This window comes from Salegentibacter chungangensis (assembly GCF_042678405.1).
Classification (GTDB): Bacteria; Bacteroidota; Bacteroidia; order Flavobacteriales; family Flavobacteriaceae; genus Salegentibacter_A; species Salegentibacter_A chungangensis.
Genome location: NZ_JBHTLI010000002.1, coordinates 257,481 through 275,324, shown reverse-complemented (window position 1 = coordinate 275,324; position 17,844 = coordinate 257,481). Strand labels below are relative to the sequence as shown.

Genomic DNA, 17,844 nt, shown 5'->3' with positions numbered 1-17,844 from the left:
AATATAATAACCGATATCTGAAAAAAGCTTCAGAGTAAATAAATAAAAAAGCCTCCCGAAAAGGAGGCTTTTTTATTTCAAATTCAGATCACTATCCGCATTTTGAAGATCCGCAATCCTGGCAGGTAAGGCATCCTTCCTGATAAATAAGGTTAGACGAATTACAGTTGCTGCATTTCTGTTTCTTTGCAACGGTACCATCTTCAATAAAACGCTTAAGCGCTCTAGCCACACCATTTTTCCAGGTGTTTATAGATTCGCTGTCCAGCTGCAGACTGTTGATCAGGTCCACCACATTGTCTATAGACATTCCGTGGCGCAGTGTACTGGAGATCAGTTTTGCATAATTCCAGTATTCAGGATTAAATTTATAGGACAATCCTTCAATAGTGGTCTTGTATCCTCTTTTGTTCTGGTACTGGAAGTCGTAGCGTGAAGTTCCGTCTTCATTTCTGTTCTTGATGATAAGTCCTTCATTCACCCAGCGTGGTAAGAGGATCCCGTCTTCATCATCGGCAAGACCTGTGAAGATCTCATAAGGTCTTCCGTCTATAAGCCCGATAAAGGCGATCCATTTATCCTTGTTGTTCTGGAAACGAACTACATCGGCTTGCAGCACCTGAGGTCGCGTGGTTGGGAAAGGAGAGTTAGAATCGGTGGATTCCTCTTCCTTCTTCTCTTCGTTAGAGATAAGCACTCCGGAACGCGAACCGTCACGGTAAACAGTCACTCCTTTACATCCGGCCTGCCAGGCTTCAAGATAAAGCTGTCCAACAAGGTCTTCAGAAACATCGTTCGGAAGGTTGATGGTTACACTAATGGAGTGGTCTACCCATTTTTGCACGGCTCCCTGCATACGCACCTTGCTCAGCCAGTCTACATCGTTAGAAGTTGCCTGGTAGTAAGGTGAAGCTTTTACAAGTTCATCAAGTTCCTCCTGAGAGTAATTCTTATCGGTGTCGTGGCCGTTCACTTTCATCCATTCCTTGAAACGGTGGTGAAATACCACATATTCTTCCCAGGAATCTCCCACTTCGTCTACAAAGTCTACTCTCGAGTCCTTATCGTTAGGATTTACCTTTCTTCTTCTTTTGTATACCGGAAGGAATACAGGTTCTATTCCTGAAGTGGTCTGGGTCATTAAACTCGTTGTTCCGGTAGGAGCGATGGTAAGCAGGGCAATGTTTCTGCGGCCATACTCCAGCATATCATAATAGAGCTTTTCGTCAGCTTCTTTTAGTCTTAAAATGAACGGATTGTCTTTTTCACGTTCCGAGTCAAAGATTCCGAAGGCTCCGCGTTCCTTGGCAGCATAAACCGATGCGCGGTATGCTTCAAGAGCGATGGTCTTGTGGATCTCTACAGAAAAATCCACTCCTTCATCGCTACCGTATCTAATTCCTAAAGCCGCAAGCATATCACCTTCAGCAGTGATGCCTATCCCCGTTCTTCTTCCTTCTTCGGCTTTTTTCTTGATGTTCAGCCACAGGTTACGCTCCACTCCTTTAATTTCGTCTCCTTCAGGATCTGCATCTATCTTGGCAAGAATTGCGTCTATCTTTTCCAGCTCCAGGTCGATGATATCGTCCATAATTCGCTGTGCAGCGGCGATATGTTTTTTGAAAAGGTCGAAATTGAACTTCGCTTTTTTCGTGAAAGGCTCCTCTACATAAGAGAAAAGGTTAATGGCCAAAAGCCTGCACGAATCATAAGGACAAAGCGGGATTTCTCCACAAGGATTGGTGGAAACCGTTTTGTATCCAAGATCGGCATAGCAGTCCGGCACCGATTCTCTTGTAATGGTATCCCAGAAAAGGATTCCCGGTTCCGCCGATTGCCAGGCGTTGTGAACGATCTTTTTCCATAATTTCTCAGCTTCGATCTCTTTAGAGAATTTCGGGTTTTCGCTGAAGATCGGGTATTTCTGTTCGTAAGTAGTATTGTTCTTTACCGCCTTCATAAAGTTATCGTCTATACGAACCGATACGTTCGCGCCGGTAACTTTTCCCTGCTCCATTTTAGCGTCTATGAAATCTTCTGAATCGGGGTGGTTAATAGATACCGAAAGCATTAAAGCGCCACGTCTTCCGTCCTGGGCCACCTCTCTGGTAGAGTTGGAATAGCGTTCCATAAAAGGAACAATTCCGGTAGAAGTAAGGGCCGAATTCTTAACGGCAGAGCCTTTTGGGCGGATGTGTGAGAGATCGTGACCAACACCGCCACGACGTTTCATAAGTTGTACCTGCTCCTGATCTATTTTCATAATTCCGCCATAGGAATCTGAATCTCCTTTGTTTCCTATTACAAAGCAGTTAGAAAGAGAACCTACCTGATAAGGGTTCCCAATTCCTGCCATCGGGCTACCCTGTGGCACGATATATTTAAAGTCGCGAATAAGTTCGAAAACCTCGTCTTCGCTCATCGGGTTTGGATAGCGTTGCTCTACACGGGCAATTTCTTTGGCTATCCTGCGGTGCATATCGTTGGGTGTAAGTTCGTAAATATTGCCATCAGAATCTTTGAGGGCATATTTATTTACCCAGACGCGGGCAGCAAGATCATCTCCCTTGAAGTATTTCAAAGAGGCCTGAAAGGCTTCTTCCTGGGAGTATGTTTTGGGTGCGGTAGGAGTGGCTTTAACACGCATACAATTTAGAATTTTGGGATTAGTAACTTCTTAGTTGAAAGTAGGTAAATATATGTAAACTTGTTACACAATTTACATCTTCATTTTAAAAAGTTATCAAATATAAATTGTTAATTTACTGTTTTTCAGTTGTTTAAAAATTTATCAACATCAGAAAGTTGACATTTTTTTGAAAAACATAAAATTCTGTTTGGAATTGTATTGTGTAATTTGGAAGAAAAAAAAAGAGGCTGATTGAATATTCAATCAGCCTTCTTTGAATTAACACCTATGAAAATTCAAAATAAAACCTATTTTGTAATGGACCATATTGAATATCCGTTTGCCGGAGCTTCAAGTGTCACCGTCCCGTTTTCATCGGAGGTAGGGCTATAAGTTGAGTTATCACTGTAATCATACAGTGTAACATTTTTCCAGTCTGAACTTAATGTGCGACGTTTTGTATTTTTCGCGGTGCTAATATAAAGAATTAATCCGGGGTTTTCACTATTCCCTGTTCTTTTCATAATATATTCATCCTCATCTACATACAACACTTCGGTATCTCCCGTGGCCAGTGAGTTATGAATTTTTATGAGCTGCTTGATTTCTTCCTGAAAAGCCGGGTGTTCATAATCGGAATAGAAAATAGTAGGGTATCCCGGGTGTGTTAAGATGAAAGCATAAGCCTTCATTTTGTTCCCTCCGGAGATATTATTTTCATCATTATCGTCTTTTTCGGTATCGTGATTTGCCGTGAAAGTCACCGCTTTTTCAGGGTAAGTCTTCCAAAGCATATCTTTTTGAAGATAAGTAAGGTCGTTGTGCCTGTCAAAAGCTTCATCAAGCTTATAAAAGGTGGCAAAATCGAATGCGCCACTTCCGGTTTTTTCAACATAATCTTCCAGTACCGTGGCATTACCTTCCCAAAGTTCGGCTACGGCAAATCCGCCAACTTCGTTCAACCACTCTTTGACTACCCAGGGCTCAAAACCTTTCACATAATCAAACCTCCAGCCATCGAAGCCCATTACATTCTTATAATATTTGGCAACTGAATTATCCTTTTTCCAAAGCCAGTCCTGAACATAGGCTCTGTGATGGTCCAGGTTGGTTTCGGGGTAGAAGAGGCTATTGTCGTAATAATTGCTTTCGCTGTTAGGGTAGAAATATTCATAATTACGATTGAACATTCCGGAGGCATTTCCGTGCTCCTCATCAAAAAGGGTATAGGTCATTTCTTCCCGGTAAGGGTTGTACTCCTCGCCGCCGCCTGAGTTGTGATTTATCACGATGTCTGCAATAACTTCCACTTCATTCTCGTGAGCGGTAGAAATTAAAGTTTCCAGTTCTTCACGGCTTCCAAACCTGGTTTTTACAGTGCCGTGCTGCTCATATTCCCCAAAATCGAAATAATCGGAAACATCATATCCCATTGAATATCCGCCTGACTGTCCCTTGGTCGCAACGGGCAGCCAGATGCGGTTGATCCCGGCATCAGCCCAGCCGCCTACTTTTTCAGTCAGGTTGTTCCACCATTCAAAGCGGGGTTCCACATCCCAGTAAAAGGCCTGCATCATCACTTTTTGGCCACTGTTGTAGTTGTCCAGATTTATGGCAACCGGTTCTTCTACAGGAGGTTCTACAGAACCTTCTTCCTTAGGTTCGGTTTGCGGGTCATCCTCTTTAGAACAGGATCCAAAGCTTAAAGCCAGTCCTAAAAGGAATAACAGATAAAATTTGTTTGTTTTCATATTGAGTTAAGTCTTTTATCAGGAATTAAATAAAGAGCAAAAAAAAGGGCTATTTCTCAATAGCCCTTTTTGAAGCTTTACCTAGTTCTTGGTCAAAGTGTAAGTATATTGTCTTGGATTGCTTAAATCCAGGGTAATTGTGTAATTACCGCTTTCAGGTACACCAATGTTCTCGCCTCCAAACTCCATAGTTCCGTCGGCTCCGGTATCTCCTAAATTAAGGTCCCAGGCATCGTTAGCTCTGAATTTGATACCATTATCCGGAGCCTCCTGAGCGGTAAGGTCAAGAGTTACGCTCCAGGTCTTAGACTCTGCATCATAAGTCATATCTGTATCAGCATCCCATCCGGTAGGGGTAGCGTTTCCAATTACACCCCAGTTGGTTTCGGTAAGATCGTATGTAAGTGCATCGGTATCTACTTCCACAAGATAGTATCCTCCGGTTCCGTCAGGGGTTCCTGCATTTACTTCGTCTTCCTGCTCGATGGTGCCGTTAAAGGCTCCGTTCTTTTCTCCGGTATCCCCGTAATCTCCGTCCCAGCCTTCATTGGTTGGTAGGAACTTGAATTCAGGAGCATCAGCGTTTATGTATACAAAACCAGCATATTCGGTTTCTCCGGCACCTTCAGCAGCTAATGGAGCGCCGTCGGCTGGAGTCCAGTCGCTTCCGTAACCACCTGCGGCCTGGAAATTACCTACCACATAGATCATTGGCAGGGCAGCTTCGCCTTCTTCTTCGGCTTCCGGAAGAACTACGGTAATAGGCATAACCTCTGAAGTATGCTCAAGAGCATTTCCTGCACCGTCTCCGGCATAAGCATGTACCCTGAAGTAAACCTGTCCCATATTCGGATCATCGGTTTCCGGGTCGTTATCAAGTCCGGCGTCTGCAGCAAGTCCCATAAGATCGCTTACAGTTACTTCAAGATTGTTTCCTGAAGTTTCGCCTATAACCGAGAGGTCGTTAAAACCTTTAGAAGCTGAAGCCTGAAGTTCATAAGTTACAGTGGTGGGAGCGTCGAAATCTACCTCGTTCCACACAAATCTTTCTGCTACATTAGAACTTGTAGCAGCAGCAAGTATATAAGATGAAGCTGTAGAGTTTGTGAAGTTCACTCCTTCGGGATCGGGTTGTGCCACAAAAACCACATCGTCATCGTGGGTACAGCTGCTAAGCCCGATTACAGCTACTAGAGCCAATAATAAAATTGAAAATCTTTTCATTTTAAATTCGTTTATAATATTAATATCCGTCGTTTTGAGTCAAGTTTGTGTTTACACCCAGGTCTGAAGCCGGAATCGGCATCAGGTTTCTGAATTCCTGGGTTGTGGTTCCCTGAGGGACATTCCCTTTCCAGGGCCACACGCCGTTTTCTGAAAATCTGTTGAATCTTATCAGGTCGGTTCTTCGGTGTGCTTCCCAATAAAGTTCACGTGCTCTTTCATTTATGATGAAGTCCAGGTCAAGCTCTCCGGCAGAGATGTTCTCGCTGCTGTCTCCAAAGGCACGCTCACGCAGTTCATTTACATAAGCAACTGCATTGGCCTGGCTTCCGCCGCCACCGCGAACAAAAGCTTCGGCATACATAAGGTAGGCGTCGGCAAGACGGAACATTGGGAAATCGGTATCCACAAATTCCCCGGTCTCATCAGATCCCGGCTCTCCGTTCACATCTACATTTCGGTATTTCGCTACGGCGTAGCCATCGTTAAAGCTGGAGATATTGTCTATTTCCAAAGACTGACCTTCGGTAAAGAACAAACCTCTGTTATCTTCAAAGATCACCTCGTCTTCGGTCTCCTGATACTGGAATTTGTTTACCAGGGCAGAAGTGGTCCTTAAACCGGCCCAACCGCTGCTTACTCCAAAATCGGCGGCTTTCATATCGCCTCCAATGGCCGCGTGAATTATAAAGGTAAGGCCTCCGTAAGACTGAGTTTCTTTCCCGTTGAAAGTAATCGGGAAGATGATCTCGTTTTGAGCTCCGTTGGTGTTATTGTCTGCCAGGAACAGTTTCTTGTAAGAATCTGCTAACTGGTATCCCGAGTTGATCACCTTATTGGTGTATTCAATAACCTCTGCATTGTGAGCGGTTCCTGTATAAACTTCAGCGTTAAGATAAAGCTTGGATAACAGCATCCATACAGCTCCCTGGTCAGCTCTTCCGTATTCGTTAGAACCTACAGCTGCAATTTCATCTTCAATATCAAGAAGTTCTCCTTCTATATAATCGAATAGGGCAGGACGCTTAATTTGCTCAGGAAGGAAAGCTCCGATCGGGTCTTCGTCGGTAACGAAAGGAGGGTTTCCAAAAAGGTCAAGAGCGTGGTAGTAGCTAAGTGCTCTCAGGAAGCGTGCTTCAGCCCTAAAGTTCTCGATATTGCCTCTAAGTTCACCATCTACTCCTCTTGAATCCAGCTTTTCATCCGAAGTCTGGCGGATGAACTCGTTGGTAAGCGCGATCTGGTACATAATCCTGGAGTACATCGTACGGATGAATTCGTTACCGGCGGTCCAGTTTTGCGCGTGCAGGTCTTTAATGGTCCCATCATCCCAACCTATTACGGCTTCGTCTGTGGTTAGTTCCTGCATCTTAAAGTAAAGTCTTATGTACTGGGAAAATCCTTCATCCAGACCTTCAAGATCGGGATTTCCGGCAGGTCCTTCCTGGCCACTTACGGCCAGCCCGGCATAGAGTTTCGCTAAAAACTGTTTGTAGGCATCGGGATCCTTAAAGGCGTTCTCCGCCGTTTTCCTGTTATCTTCAGGCTGCAATTCCAGGTCACTTTCACAGGACCAGAGAAAGGTCAGGCCAAAGAAAACCAGTAGAATTGATCTTAGTGTCTTCTGCATAACTATATAATTGTTTTGTTTTTATTAAAATTTAAGGTTCAAGCCCAACACAAAAGTCCTGGCTCGTGGGTAAAAGTTATTGTCGATACCATTCGAGATCTCAGGATCCAGTCCTTCATAATCTGTAATGGTCAGTACGTTGGTAGCCGTTAAAGAAGCCCTGAAATCAACTTTTTCTCCCGGGATAAGATAGCCTATGGAAATATTGTCAAGCTTTACAAAGTCAGCTGCCTGGATGTAATAATCAGAGAAGTACTGGCTCTTTTCGAAATTGGTTTCCAGTACGTTCGCATTCATATTAGCATAGTAGTCCTGAGGAGTATTAGTTCCTGCAGCAACAAAACCGTTGCTTGACTGCGTGTTGTTATACATATAGTTTCCGAAGCTTCCTCTGAAGGTGAAGCTGAAATCGAAATTCTTATAGCTCATTGTATTGGTAAGCCCCATAAAGTAGTCTGGAGAAGCCTTCTTGTAAGGCTGCTTATCTGCTTCGGTGATCTCGTTGTCACCATTCACATCTACGTAAGCTCCTTCAATCGGGTTACCGTTATTATCATATACCTGGCGGAACACGAAGAATGTGGAAGGATCATAACCTTCTTTCCAGATCTGGATGTTGTTACCAACACCTCCGCTTATTCCTCCCTGAGGAATAAAGAAATTAGGGTTGTCTCCAAGAGAAAGTCTGGTGATCTCAAGGTCCTGGAAAGTAATGTTGTAGTTCAGGTCCCAGTTGAAGTCTTCAGACTGGGCAAGAACCCCGCTAAGTCCAATTTCAATACCACGGCTCACCGTTTCCCCAACATTGGTAACCAAAAGGTCTGAAAGGTTAGCACCTGCAGGAACAGGAACCTCAGCAAGAAGATCTCGTGTTTGTCTGTAATAAGCATCTACATTACCACTAAGCCTGTTGTTGAAGAAACCAAAGTCGATACCCGCGTTATAGGTTTGAAGTTCTTCCCATTTAAGGTTCTCATCAAACTCTTCAGGTCTTAAAGTAGAGTAGAACTGGTTTCCGAACTGGTAGCTTGCACGGGCAATACTTGGAGTGTAGATCCCTAAATACCCGTAATTTGAACCAATCTCCTGGTTACCGGTAACCCCGTAACCTGCTCTTAGCTTTAGTTTAGAAAGTACGTTAGAACCTCTAAGGAAGTTTTCGTTGTGAACTTTCCAGCCTACAGAGGCAGAAGGGAAGTTACTCCATTTGTTGTCCCCGCCAAATCTTGAAGATCCGTCACGACGAATGCTGGCAGAGATCAGGTACTTATCCGCAATGTCAAAACTCGCTCTTGCGAAGTAAGACTCAAGGGCATTTCTGTCAATAACCGTTGGGAATACTGAAACCTCGTTGGAAATGGTCTGCTGGCGACGATTCTCAATATAGAATTCCTGGTAGGAATGTCCAGCGGTAAGGTCTACATCTGTATCTATTGCTTCAACTTCGTTCTTATAGTTAAAATAGAAGTCCAGTAAGGTGTTTCTGTTGAACCCTGAATAGATCTCTTCAAAAGGAATATCCTGGTTGTTCGCGGCAGAATATCTTGGCCTTTTGTTGTAGCCTTCATTTTCGGCATAGTCGAAACCTGCATTCATATTGAATTTCAACTCCGGAAGGAAGTGAAACTTATATTCAGCATTAAGGTTGGTGATATTTCTTCTGGTAAGACCACGTCCGTTCTTCTGCTCTAAAAGGGCAAGAGGGTTTCTGGTAGCCTGTACCATTTCCTGTCTCGGAGAGGTCTTGAATTCGAAGTAGCCTCCAAAATTGTTGTCCGGCTCGTATACCGGTTGAGTAGGGTCAAAGGCTATGGCAGCACCTATAGCCCCGTCATCTGCGAACCTGTTCTCGTCCAGGATACCTTTAGAGGTTAATCCCAATTTAAGATGATTATCCAAAAGGTCGAGGTTTAATGCAAGGTTTAATGCATTACGCTCATAAGTGTCGGTTTTTACAACTCCTGTCTGGGAGGTGTTGTTGAAGTTGACCCTGTAGTAGAAATTATCGAATCCCTGCGTTGCGGTGAAGTTATGAATAGCTCCCACCGAAGTCTGGTAGATCTGGTCCTGCCAGTCGGTATTCGCATCTCCTAATAAGGAAGCATCGGTTCCCGGAGTTTCTTCGATGAGATTTCTGAACTGGTCTGCTGAAAGCACATCTACCTTGTCTACGATATTTCCTACTGAAGCCTTCAGGTCGTAAGTAAGACTCAGGTCTGAATTCTTTTTACCTTTTTTAGTGGTAATAAGGATAACCCCGTTAGAGGCTCTTGACCCATAAATAGAAGTAGCGGCAGCATCTTTAAGTACCACAAAATCCTCAATCTCGTTCGGGTTGATGGAGTTAAGCTGGTTTCTTACTCCCTGCACTCCTCGCTGGTCTAACGGTACCCCGTCTACCACAATAAGGGGAGAGTTATTAGCTGACAGGGAAGACCCGCCACGGATCCTTATCTCAGATCCTTCTCCCGGCGCTCCGCCTCCTGGGGTGATCCTTACCCCGGCAGATTTACCTGCAATAAGTTGTTCAGGAGATACCACGGCTCCCTGGTTGAACTCGCCGGCCGAAATTTTCTTGACCGATCCTGTTGCATCCTGTTCGGTGGTGGCACCATAACCAATAAGCACCACCTCTTCCAGGGTAGCCTGGTCTTCTTCCAGAACCACGTCTATAGTAGACTGTTGCTCATAGGAGATTTCCCTGGTGGCGAAACCAAGGAAGGAAAAGACCAGAATGTCACCTTCGGAAACGTTTTCGATGGTGTAATTACCATCAAAATCTGTTGTGGTACCGTTCGATGTACCTTTCACGATAACGTTTGCACCTGGAACCGGCAAACCGGTAGCACTTTCGCTTACGTTACCGCTTACGGTGTTTTGGGCAAAAAAGCTCATTGGCAGCATAAACAGCATGAACAATGCGCTTTTAAATAATGTTCTCATAAATTTTTCTATTGGATTTAATTAAAAATTGACCTTATATTTTTACTTCCTGAGGTTAAAATTATGTAAAATATGGTGGCAACAATGGGGGTTTTCCCGTACAGACCTTCCGAAAACGTTTTCGTGTTGAAAACTTTTAAATATTAATGGTTTACCGCTTATTTTGTAATATTTTTACGAAACCAAAATTCGCTCCCTGCGTTATTATGAATTTTATATTTCCGAATGAAACCAAAACTTACCCTAAAGCAAATAGCACGAGAATTAGATGTTTCAGTATCAACTGTTTCCAAGGCACTTAAGGACAGCACTGAAATAGGAGAGGATACCCGGCAGAAGATAAAAGCCTTCGCCAAACTCTATAATTATAAGCCCAACAACATTGCATTAAGCCTGAAGAACAGGAAAACCAAGACCATAGGGATCATTATTCCCGAGATCGTGCACCACTTTTTTACAACGGTAATTAGCGGAGTAGAACAGGTGGCCAACGAAAAAGGTTATAACGTGATCGTTTGTCTTAGCAACAACAGTTTTGATAAGGAGGTTTTGAACCTGGAGATGCTCGCGAACGGGAGTACCGACGGGTTTATACTGTCTTTGGCAAAAGAAACGATGCAAAAGCAGGATTATCATCACCTGAAAGAGGTGATCAACCAGGGAATGCCTTTGGTACTTTTTGACAGGGTTATAGACGATATTAATTGTGATAAAGTGATTATAGATGACGGGATTGGGGCTAAGAAAGCGGTACAGCATCTAATTGATACCGGCTGTAAAAAGATAGGGATCATTTCTACGGTAGATTATGTAAGCGTTGGGAAGCTCAGGACCGAAGGTTATCTTAATGCACTTGAAGAGAACAATATAAAGGTGGATGAAGATCTTATTCTGAAGATCGAAGATGTGGAACACAGCGAAAAGGAGATCGAGGAGTTTTTGAATCATAATAAGGTGGACGCTTTATTCGCCGTAAATGAACACTTCGCGGTTGCGGCTATAAAAGCCCTGAACGAACACGGGATGAAGGTGCCGAAAGATGTTTCGGTAATAGGCTTTACAAACGGGGAACTGTCCAGGAGGTTTATTCCGAGTCTTACCACAGTTAGCCAGCACGGTAGTAAGATGGGAGGGGAAGCGGCCAGGATGCTTATTGAAAGACTGGAAAGCGATGAAGATAAAGAAGCGCCCTATAGCACCACTATCGTAGAGACCGAATTGATAAAAAGGAATTCCACCAGATCCTGATTTAACTTTTCACTCTCAAAAAAATACATATCTTTACTGCCAGTTAGATTATCAGAACTTATATTTTTACTTCCTACCTTTAATAAGTTTTGATAAGTCTTAGTGCTTATCGTAGCTGAAAAAAACTTACGATATGCAAAAACGCAGATTAAGTTTCTGGGAGATCTGGAACATGAGTTTCGGGTTCTTCGGAATTCAAATGGGGTTTGCACTCCAAAATGCCAACGCAAGCAGAATTTTACAGATTTTTGGAGCTGACGTTCACGAACTATCGTGGTTCTGGTTAGTGGCTCCTCTTACTGGTCTCGTGGTTCAGCCAATTATAGGATATTACAGTGATAAGACCTGGACAAGATTAGGGCGCAGGCGTCCTTTTTTCCTGGCCGGGGCTGTTCTGGCTGCAATGGGTTTAGTGTTAATGCCCAATGCCGATATGTTTATAGCCATCCTGCCTTCTCTTTGGGTAGGAGCCGGAATGCTCTTTATTATGGATGCTTCCTTTAATGTGGCTATGGAACCTTTTCGGGCGCTGGTTGCCGACACCTTACCTTCAGACCAGCGTACTCTTGGTTTTAGCGTTCAAACAGTTTTAATAGGGCTGGGAGCTGTAATTGGTTCCTGGATGCCTTACGTCCTGGCCAACTGGTTTGGAGTAAGCAACCGTACCGTTGTGGGAGAAGTGCCGCTTAACCTGCTGATCTCTTTTGTTACCGGTGCCGTGATCCTCGTAGGGAGTATCCTGGTCACTGTTTTGACCACCAAGGAGTACAGTCCTGAGGAGTTGAAGAGGATGGACGATCATAAAGAGGAAGTTGAAGATGATGAAAAGTCCAGCCTTATGGACATCTTTTCCGATTTTAAAAAGATGCCCCATACTATGCGGCAGCTAAGCTGGGTGCAGTTCTTTTCCTGGTTCGGTCTCTTTGGGATGTGGGTCTTTTCCACACCTGCAATAGCTCACCATATTTATGGTTTACCGCTTACAGACAATAGCAGCGAGACCTATCAGGACGCCGGGGACTGGGTGGGGATCCTTTTTGGGGTCTACAATGCCGTGTCAGCAGTTTTTGCATTTTTTCTTCCTGCAATAGCCTTAAAACTGGGCCGTAAGAAAACACATTTCGTGTCCCTGCTTACCGGTGGACTTGGGCTTATTTCCATCTATACAATGCCAAACGAATACTGGCTGTTGCTTTCAATGGTCGCTATTGGTATTGGTTGGGCCAGTATCCTTGCGATGCCATACGCGATACTTGCAGGATCTATTCCGCCTAAAAAAATGGGAGTGTATATGGGGATCTTTAATTTCTTTATTGTGATCCCCCAGATCATAAATGCCCTAATTGGCGGACCTATGGTAAAATATTTGTACGACGGTAATCCTGTCTATGCCTTAATAACAAGTGGAGTGTCATTTCTTATTGCTGCATTACTGACCTTAAGGATAGATGATGTGGATGAACCTGTAGAAGTTAAAACATAAAAAATGAAGAATAACAGAGTAGTGATATTCGATCTTGACGGGGTGATAGTAGACACCGCCAAATTCCATTTTCTGGCCTGGAGAAAACTGGCCAACGATCTGGGATTCGATATCACCGAGGAACAGAATGAAGAATTAAAAGGGGTAAGCCGCGTGCATTCCCTAAATAAGATATTGAAATGGGGTGAGGTGGAACTAACCGAAGCCGAATTTCAAAAGCAAATGGCCTTGAAAAATGAGAATTATCTCTCGTATGTGGAAAAGATGGATCAGGAGGAGATCCTTCCCGGGGTCACCAAAGTACTTGATCATTTAACCGAAAACAATGTACCTTTTGCATTGGGATCGGCCAGCAAGAATGCTCCGGTGATCCTGAAGAAAATAGGACTTTACGATCGCTTTGAAGCTATTGTTGACGGTAACGACGTAAGCAAGGCCAAACCGGATCCTGAAGTTTTCCTGGTGGCAGCCGATAAGCTTAGAGCCAGTGCCGCTAATTGTATAGTTTTTGAAGATTCCGTGGCGGGGGTCCGGGCGGCCAACAGGGCCAATATGTTAAGTATCGGGATCGGGAGCAGGAATAACCTGCACGAAGCAGATTATGTATTCCCCGATTTTACCGAGATCAGTATAGAATTTATAGAAAAAATACTTAGAAATTAGAAGAAAATGAATCAGGATTATATACAACCGGATGCTTGGTCCATAATTGAAGAAGGATTTGATGTAGATCGGGTAAAATCGTCAGAAAGTCTTTTCAGTATTGGGAACGGAGCAATGGGGCAAAGAGCCAATTTTGAGGAACAGTATTCCGGCCCCAGTTTTCAGGGAAGCTATATTGGAGGAGTTTATTATCCCGATAAGACCAAAGTGGGCTGGTGGAAGAATGGCTACCCGGAATATTTTGCAAAGGTGCTTAATGCGCCAAACTGGATAGGTTTAAATGTGGTGGTGAACGGAGAAGTACTTGACCTTTACAAGTGTAAAAAGGTGAAGGATTTCAGGCGCGAACTGAATATGAAGGAGGGTTACCACCGGAGAAGTTTCGTGGCCATTCTTCTAAATGATATTGAAATTGAAGTGAAAGCGACAAGGTTCCTTTCTATAGTTGAAGATGAGCTTGGAGCGATAGACTTTGAAATTGAGCTGCTTAACTCAGATGCCGAGGTGATCTTTGAACCCTATGTTGACGGAGGTATCACTAATACCGATGCCAACTGGGATGAGCGTTTTTGGAAAACCCTTGAAGTGACGTCAGAGGCCGATCGCGGTTTTGTGCTCTCAAAGACCTTAAAGACCGAATTTCACGTAGGAACCTATATGCAAAATGAGGTTTTTATAAACGGAGAGAAAAAGGATATTGATTTTAGCCAAACTTCAACCGAAGATAAACTTACTTTTTCTTATAACCTGAAAGCCGAAAAAGGACAGAAGCTGAACCTGCGTAAATATGCCGGTTATGTGACCGATATGAATCACAAGCGCAGCGACCTTATTTCGGCGGCTAATAAAGTGCTTCATAAGGCTGTAAGTTCAGGATTTGATAAGCTGAAGGCCGAGCAGAAAGAGGCCTGGGCAAAGATCTGGGAAATGGCAGACATCAGTATTTCCGGAGATGTAAAGGCTCAGCAGGGCATCAGGTTCAATATCTTTCAGCTTAACCAGACCTATCTTGGGAAAGATGAGAGACTGAATATCGGGCCTAAAGGATTCACCGGCGAGAAATACGGGGGAAGCACCTACTGGGATACCGAAGCTTACTGTATTCCTTTTTATATGGCGACCAAAGACCAGCAGGTGGCAAGGAACCTTTTGAGCTACCGTTACAACCACCTGGAAAAGGCGCAGGAGAATGCAGAGAAACTCGGTTTTTCCAATGGTGCGGCGCTCTATCCTATGGTTACAATGAATGGGGAAGAAAGCCATAACGAGTGGGAGATCACTTTTGAAGAGATACACCGTAACGGGGCGATGGTTTTCGCCATCCATAACTATGTGCGCTATACCGGAGACTTCGATTATATTCCTGAAAAAGGCCTGGAAGTGATGATCGCTATCGCCAGGTTCTGGCAACAACGCGCCAACTTCAGTAAACCCAAAGGTAAATATGTGATCCTTGGGGTGACCGGGCCTAACGAATATGAAAACAACGTGCAGAACAACTGGTATACCAATTACCTGGCTAAATGGTGTATCGAGTACTGTATGGAGATGATAGATAAGGTGAAGGACGGCTTTAAGGAAGATTATGACCGCATCATTGGTCTTACCGGGCTTAATGATGCCGAACTTATGGACTGGAAGGAAGTTGCTGAAAATATGTACTTCCCATATTCTGAGGAGCACGGGGTCTACCTGCAGCAGGATGGCTTCCTGGATAAAGAGATCATCCCGGTTACAGAGCTTGACAGAGCTCAGCGGCCTATCAATCAGAAGTGGAGCTGGGACAGGATATTGCGTTCCTGTTATATAAAACAGGCCGATGTGCTTCAGGGTTTCTATTTCTTTGAAGACCATTTCAGCAGGGAAGAGCTTGAGAAACACTTCAATTTCTATGAGCCGTTAACGGTTCACGAATCCTCGCTTTCGCCTTGTGTGCACAGTATTCAGGCTGCTGTCCTTGGAAGAATGGAGCAGGCCTATGAATTCTATCTTCGTACCTCAAGGCTCGATCTTGATGACTATAACAAGGAGGTGGAGCAGGGTTGCCATATTACCAGTATGGCAGGAACCTGGATGAGTATCGTGGAAGGATTTGGAGGAATGAGAATTGAAGATGACAAGCTCTCATTCAACCCGAGGATCCCTGCACAGTGGAAGGCTTATTCTTTCAAGGTGAATTTCAGGAACCAGATCTTGAAGATTGAGGTTTCCGAAAATGAGACCAGCTTTTTACTGGAAGGAGAAGGGCCCCTGGAAATTTTGCTAAATGGAGAGCTTGTTGAAGTTAGTCCGGACAAACCCCTGAAAGTTTAAAGATATTGGATTAGTCCAATCCCGGGCAGATCAGGTGTTCCTGGTCCTGCCCGAACTTATGGCATAGTAAAACCTCGAAAATCTAAAAAATGAAAAAACTTACTTTTTTAATAGGGCTGTTCCTTTGCGCTAATCTCACTGCCCAGATAGAAAGAGTAGAACCGCCTAACTGGTGGACCGGCTTTAAGAATACAGAATTACAGCTTCTGGTTTATGGAGAAAACGCGGGTAAGGCAACTCCTGAAATCGATTATAAGGGAGTAAGCATAGACAGTGTGTACAAGGCCGATAGCCCAAATTACCTGTTTGTAGACCTTAATATTTCGGAAAATGCCGAACCGGGAAAATTCGAACTCGTGTTTAATTATGAAGATGGTTCTAAAGAAACCTATGAGTATGAGCTGAAGCAGCGTTCAAAACCTGCTGAAGAATATGTTGGTTTTAATAGTTCTGATGCGATTTACCTGATAACGCCCGATCGTTTCGCTAATGGTGATCCTTCCAATGACATAGAAACGTCTTTAAATGAAAAGGCCATAGACAGAAAGGACGATTATGCAAGACACGGTGGCGATATTCGCGGGATCATAGATCACCTGGATTATATAGAAGAAATGGGCTTTACCGCGCTCTGGTCTTCCCCTTTACTGATAAACGATATGGAATCGGGCTCTTACCACGGGTATGCGATGACCGATTTTTACAAGGTAGATCCGCGGTTCGGGACTTTAGCCGAGTATAAGGAGCTGGCCGATAAGGCCGGTGAGCGTGAGATAAAGCTGATTATGGACCAGGTGGCAAACCACTCGGGAATAGAACACTGGTGGATGGAAGACCTGCCTTTTGACGACTGGATAAATTACCAGGAGCGATACGAGAATGGGAAGAAAGCGATCTATTCTAATCACCGCAGGACCACCAACCAGGATATGTATGCTTCAAAAGCAGACAGCAAGAGAATGAGTGACGGCTGGTTTGTGGATTCTATGCCCGATCTAAATCAGCGCAACCCTTTTATGGCCAGATACCTGATCCAGAACAGCATCTGGTGGATAGAAACCCTGAATCTCGGCGGGATTCGCCAGGATACTTACCCTTATCCCGATAAGGAGTTTATGAGCGACTGGGCAGGTGCCATTATGAAAGAATACCCCAATTTCAATATCGTTGGGGAAGAGTGGAGCAACAACCCCTTATTGATCAGATACTGGCAGGATGGGGTAAATAATAAAGACGGCTATGAGTCCAATCTAAGGTCTGCAATGGATTTTGCGATGCAGGGAAAGATCGTGCAGGCTCTGAATGAGGAAGAAAAATGGGACACAGGTCTTATCAAGATCTATGAAGGACTGGCAAACGATTTTGTATATCCAAGGCCTGAAGATCTTCTGATCTTTCCTGATAATCACGATATGAGCAGGATCTTCACGCAGTTGAAGGAAGATGTAACCAAAACAAAAATGGCCCTGGCTTATTTGCTTGCTTTGCCAAGAACCCCGCAACTTTATTACGGGACCGAGATCCTGATGGATGATACTGAAAAACCGGGTGACCACGGGCTTATCAGGACCGATTTCCCCGGCGGCTGGGAAGGGGATGAGGTAAATGCCTTTACCGGCGAGGGACTTCCTGAAGAAAAGGCCGAAATGCAGGAATTTCTCAAAACCTTATTGAACTACCGGAAAGACAGTGAAGCTATTCATCAGGGAAAGACCATTCATTTTGCCCCGCAGGATAAAACCTATTTGCTGGCAAGAAAAGGTGAAAAGGAAACTGTGGTGGTGATCCTGAACAAAAATGAAGAGCCTTATACTTTAGATCTTGAGCGGTTCGCAGAATTAGGACTGAAAGACCAAAGCCTTGTCAACATCATTACCGGGGAGAATTTCACCTGGAAGGACAGTCTTCAGCTTCCTGCAGAAGGCGCTTATATATTTAGCACAAAAACCGAATAATACCA

10 protein-coding genes are annotated in these 17,844 nt (G+C 44.1%); 5 read left to right on the top strand and 5 right to left on the bottom strand.

Translation table 11 applies throughout. The features are described 5' to 3' along the window. Positions 1–91 precede the first annotated feature (91 nt). From ACFQ3Q_RS11865 to ACFQ3Q_RS11845, 5 genes are all read right to left on the bottom strand, one after another. Positions 92–2,647, bottom strand: coding sequence for an adenosylcobalamin-dependent ribonucleoside-diphosphate reductase (locus tag ACFQ3Q_RS11865; RefSeq protein WP_380746111.1), 2,556 nt, complete (start codon positions 2,645–2,647; stop codon positions 92–94). A gap of 290 nt (positions 2,648–2,937) precedes the next feature. After that, the gene (locus ACFQ3Q_RS11860; RefSeq protein WP_380746109.1) at positions 2,938–4,380 is read right to left on the bottom strand and encodes an alpha-amylase; all 1,443 of its coding nucleotides are present in this window, start codon (positions 4,378–4,380) and stop codon (positions 2,938–2,940) included. Positions 4,381–4,461: 81 nt separating this feature from the next. After that, the gene (locus ACFQ3Q_RS11855; RefSeq protein ID WP_380746107.1) at positions 4,462–5,604 is read right to left on the bottom strand and encodes a SusE domain-containing protein; all 1,143 of its coding nucleotides are present in this window, start codon (positions 5,602–5,604) and stop codon (positions 4,462–4,464) included. 19 nt (positions 5,605–5,623) lie between these two features. Beyond that, positions 5,624–7,234, bottom strand: coding sequence for a RagB/SusD family nutrient uptake outer membrane protein (locus ACFQ3Q_RS11850; RefSeq protein ID WP_380746105.1), 1,611 nt, complete (start codon positions 7,232–7,234; stop codon positions 5,624–5,626). 24 nt (positions 7,235–7,258) lie between these two features. Then, positions 7,259–10,177 carry a SusC/RagA family TonB-linked outer membrane protein gene (locus ACFQ3Q_RS11845; protein ID WP_380746103.1) on the bottom strand — a complete coding sequence of 973 codons (2,919 nt, stop codon included), beginning with the start codon at positions 10,175–10,177 and terminating at the stop codon, positions 7,259–7,261. Between the two features lie 225 nt (positions 10,178–10,402). Here ACFQ3Q_RS11845 and ACFQ3Q_RS11840 point away from each other — a divergent pair, with 225 nt between their 5' ends. The 5 genes from ACFQ3Q_RS11840 (at position 10,403) to ACFQ3Q_RS11820 (ending at position 17,839) form a co-directional block, all read left to right on the top strand. Then, on the top strand, positions 10,403–11,425 hold the full coding sequence (locus tag ACFQ3Q_RS11840; protein ID WP_380746101.1) for a LacI family DNA-binding transcriptional regulator: 1,023 nt from the start codon (positions 10,403–10,405) through the stop codon (positions 11,423–11,425). Between the two features lie 133 nt (positions 11,426–11,558). Beyond that, positions 11,559–12,908 carry an MFS transporter gene (locus tag ACFQ3Q_RS11835; RefSeq protein WP_380746099.1) on the top strand — a complete coding sequence of 450 codons (1,350 nt, stop codon included), beginning with the start codon at positions 11,559–11,561 and terminating at the stop codon, positions 12,906–12,908. A 3-nt stretch (positions 12,909–12,911) separates the two neighbouring features. Then, positions 12,912–13,571, top strand: a complete 660-nt coding sequence (gene pgmB / locus ACFQ3Q_RS11830) for a beta-phosphoglucomutase (protein ID WP_380746097.1) — start codon at positions 12,912–12,914, stop codon at positions 13,569–13,571. A 6-nt stretch (positions 13,572–13,577) separates the two neighbouring features. Then, on the top strand, positions 13,578–15,884 hold the full coding sequence (locus tag ACFQ3Q_RS11825) for a glycoside hydrolase family 65 protein (protein WP_380746095.1): 2,307 nt from the start codon (positions 13,578–13,580) through the stop codon (positions 15,882–15,884). Between the two features lie 89 nt (positions 15,885–15,973). Beyond that, positions 15,974–17,839 (top strand): glycoside hydrolase family 13 protein, encoded by a 1,866-nt coding sequence (locus tag ACFQ3Q_RS11820; protein ID WP_380746093.1) that lies wholly within the window; start codon positions 15,974–15,976, stop codon positions 17,837–17,839. The last annotated feature ends 5 nt before the right edge of the window (positions 17,840–17,844 follow it).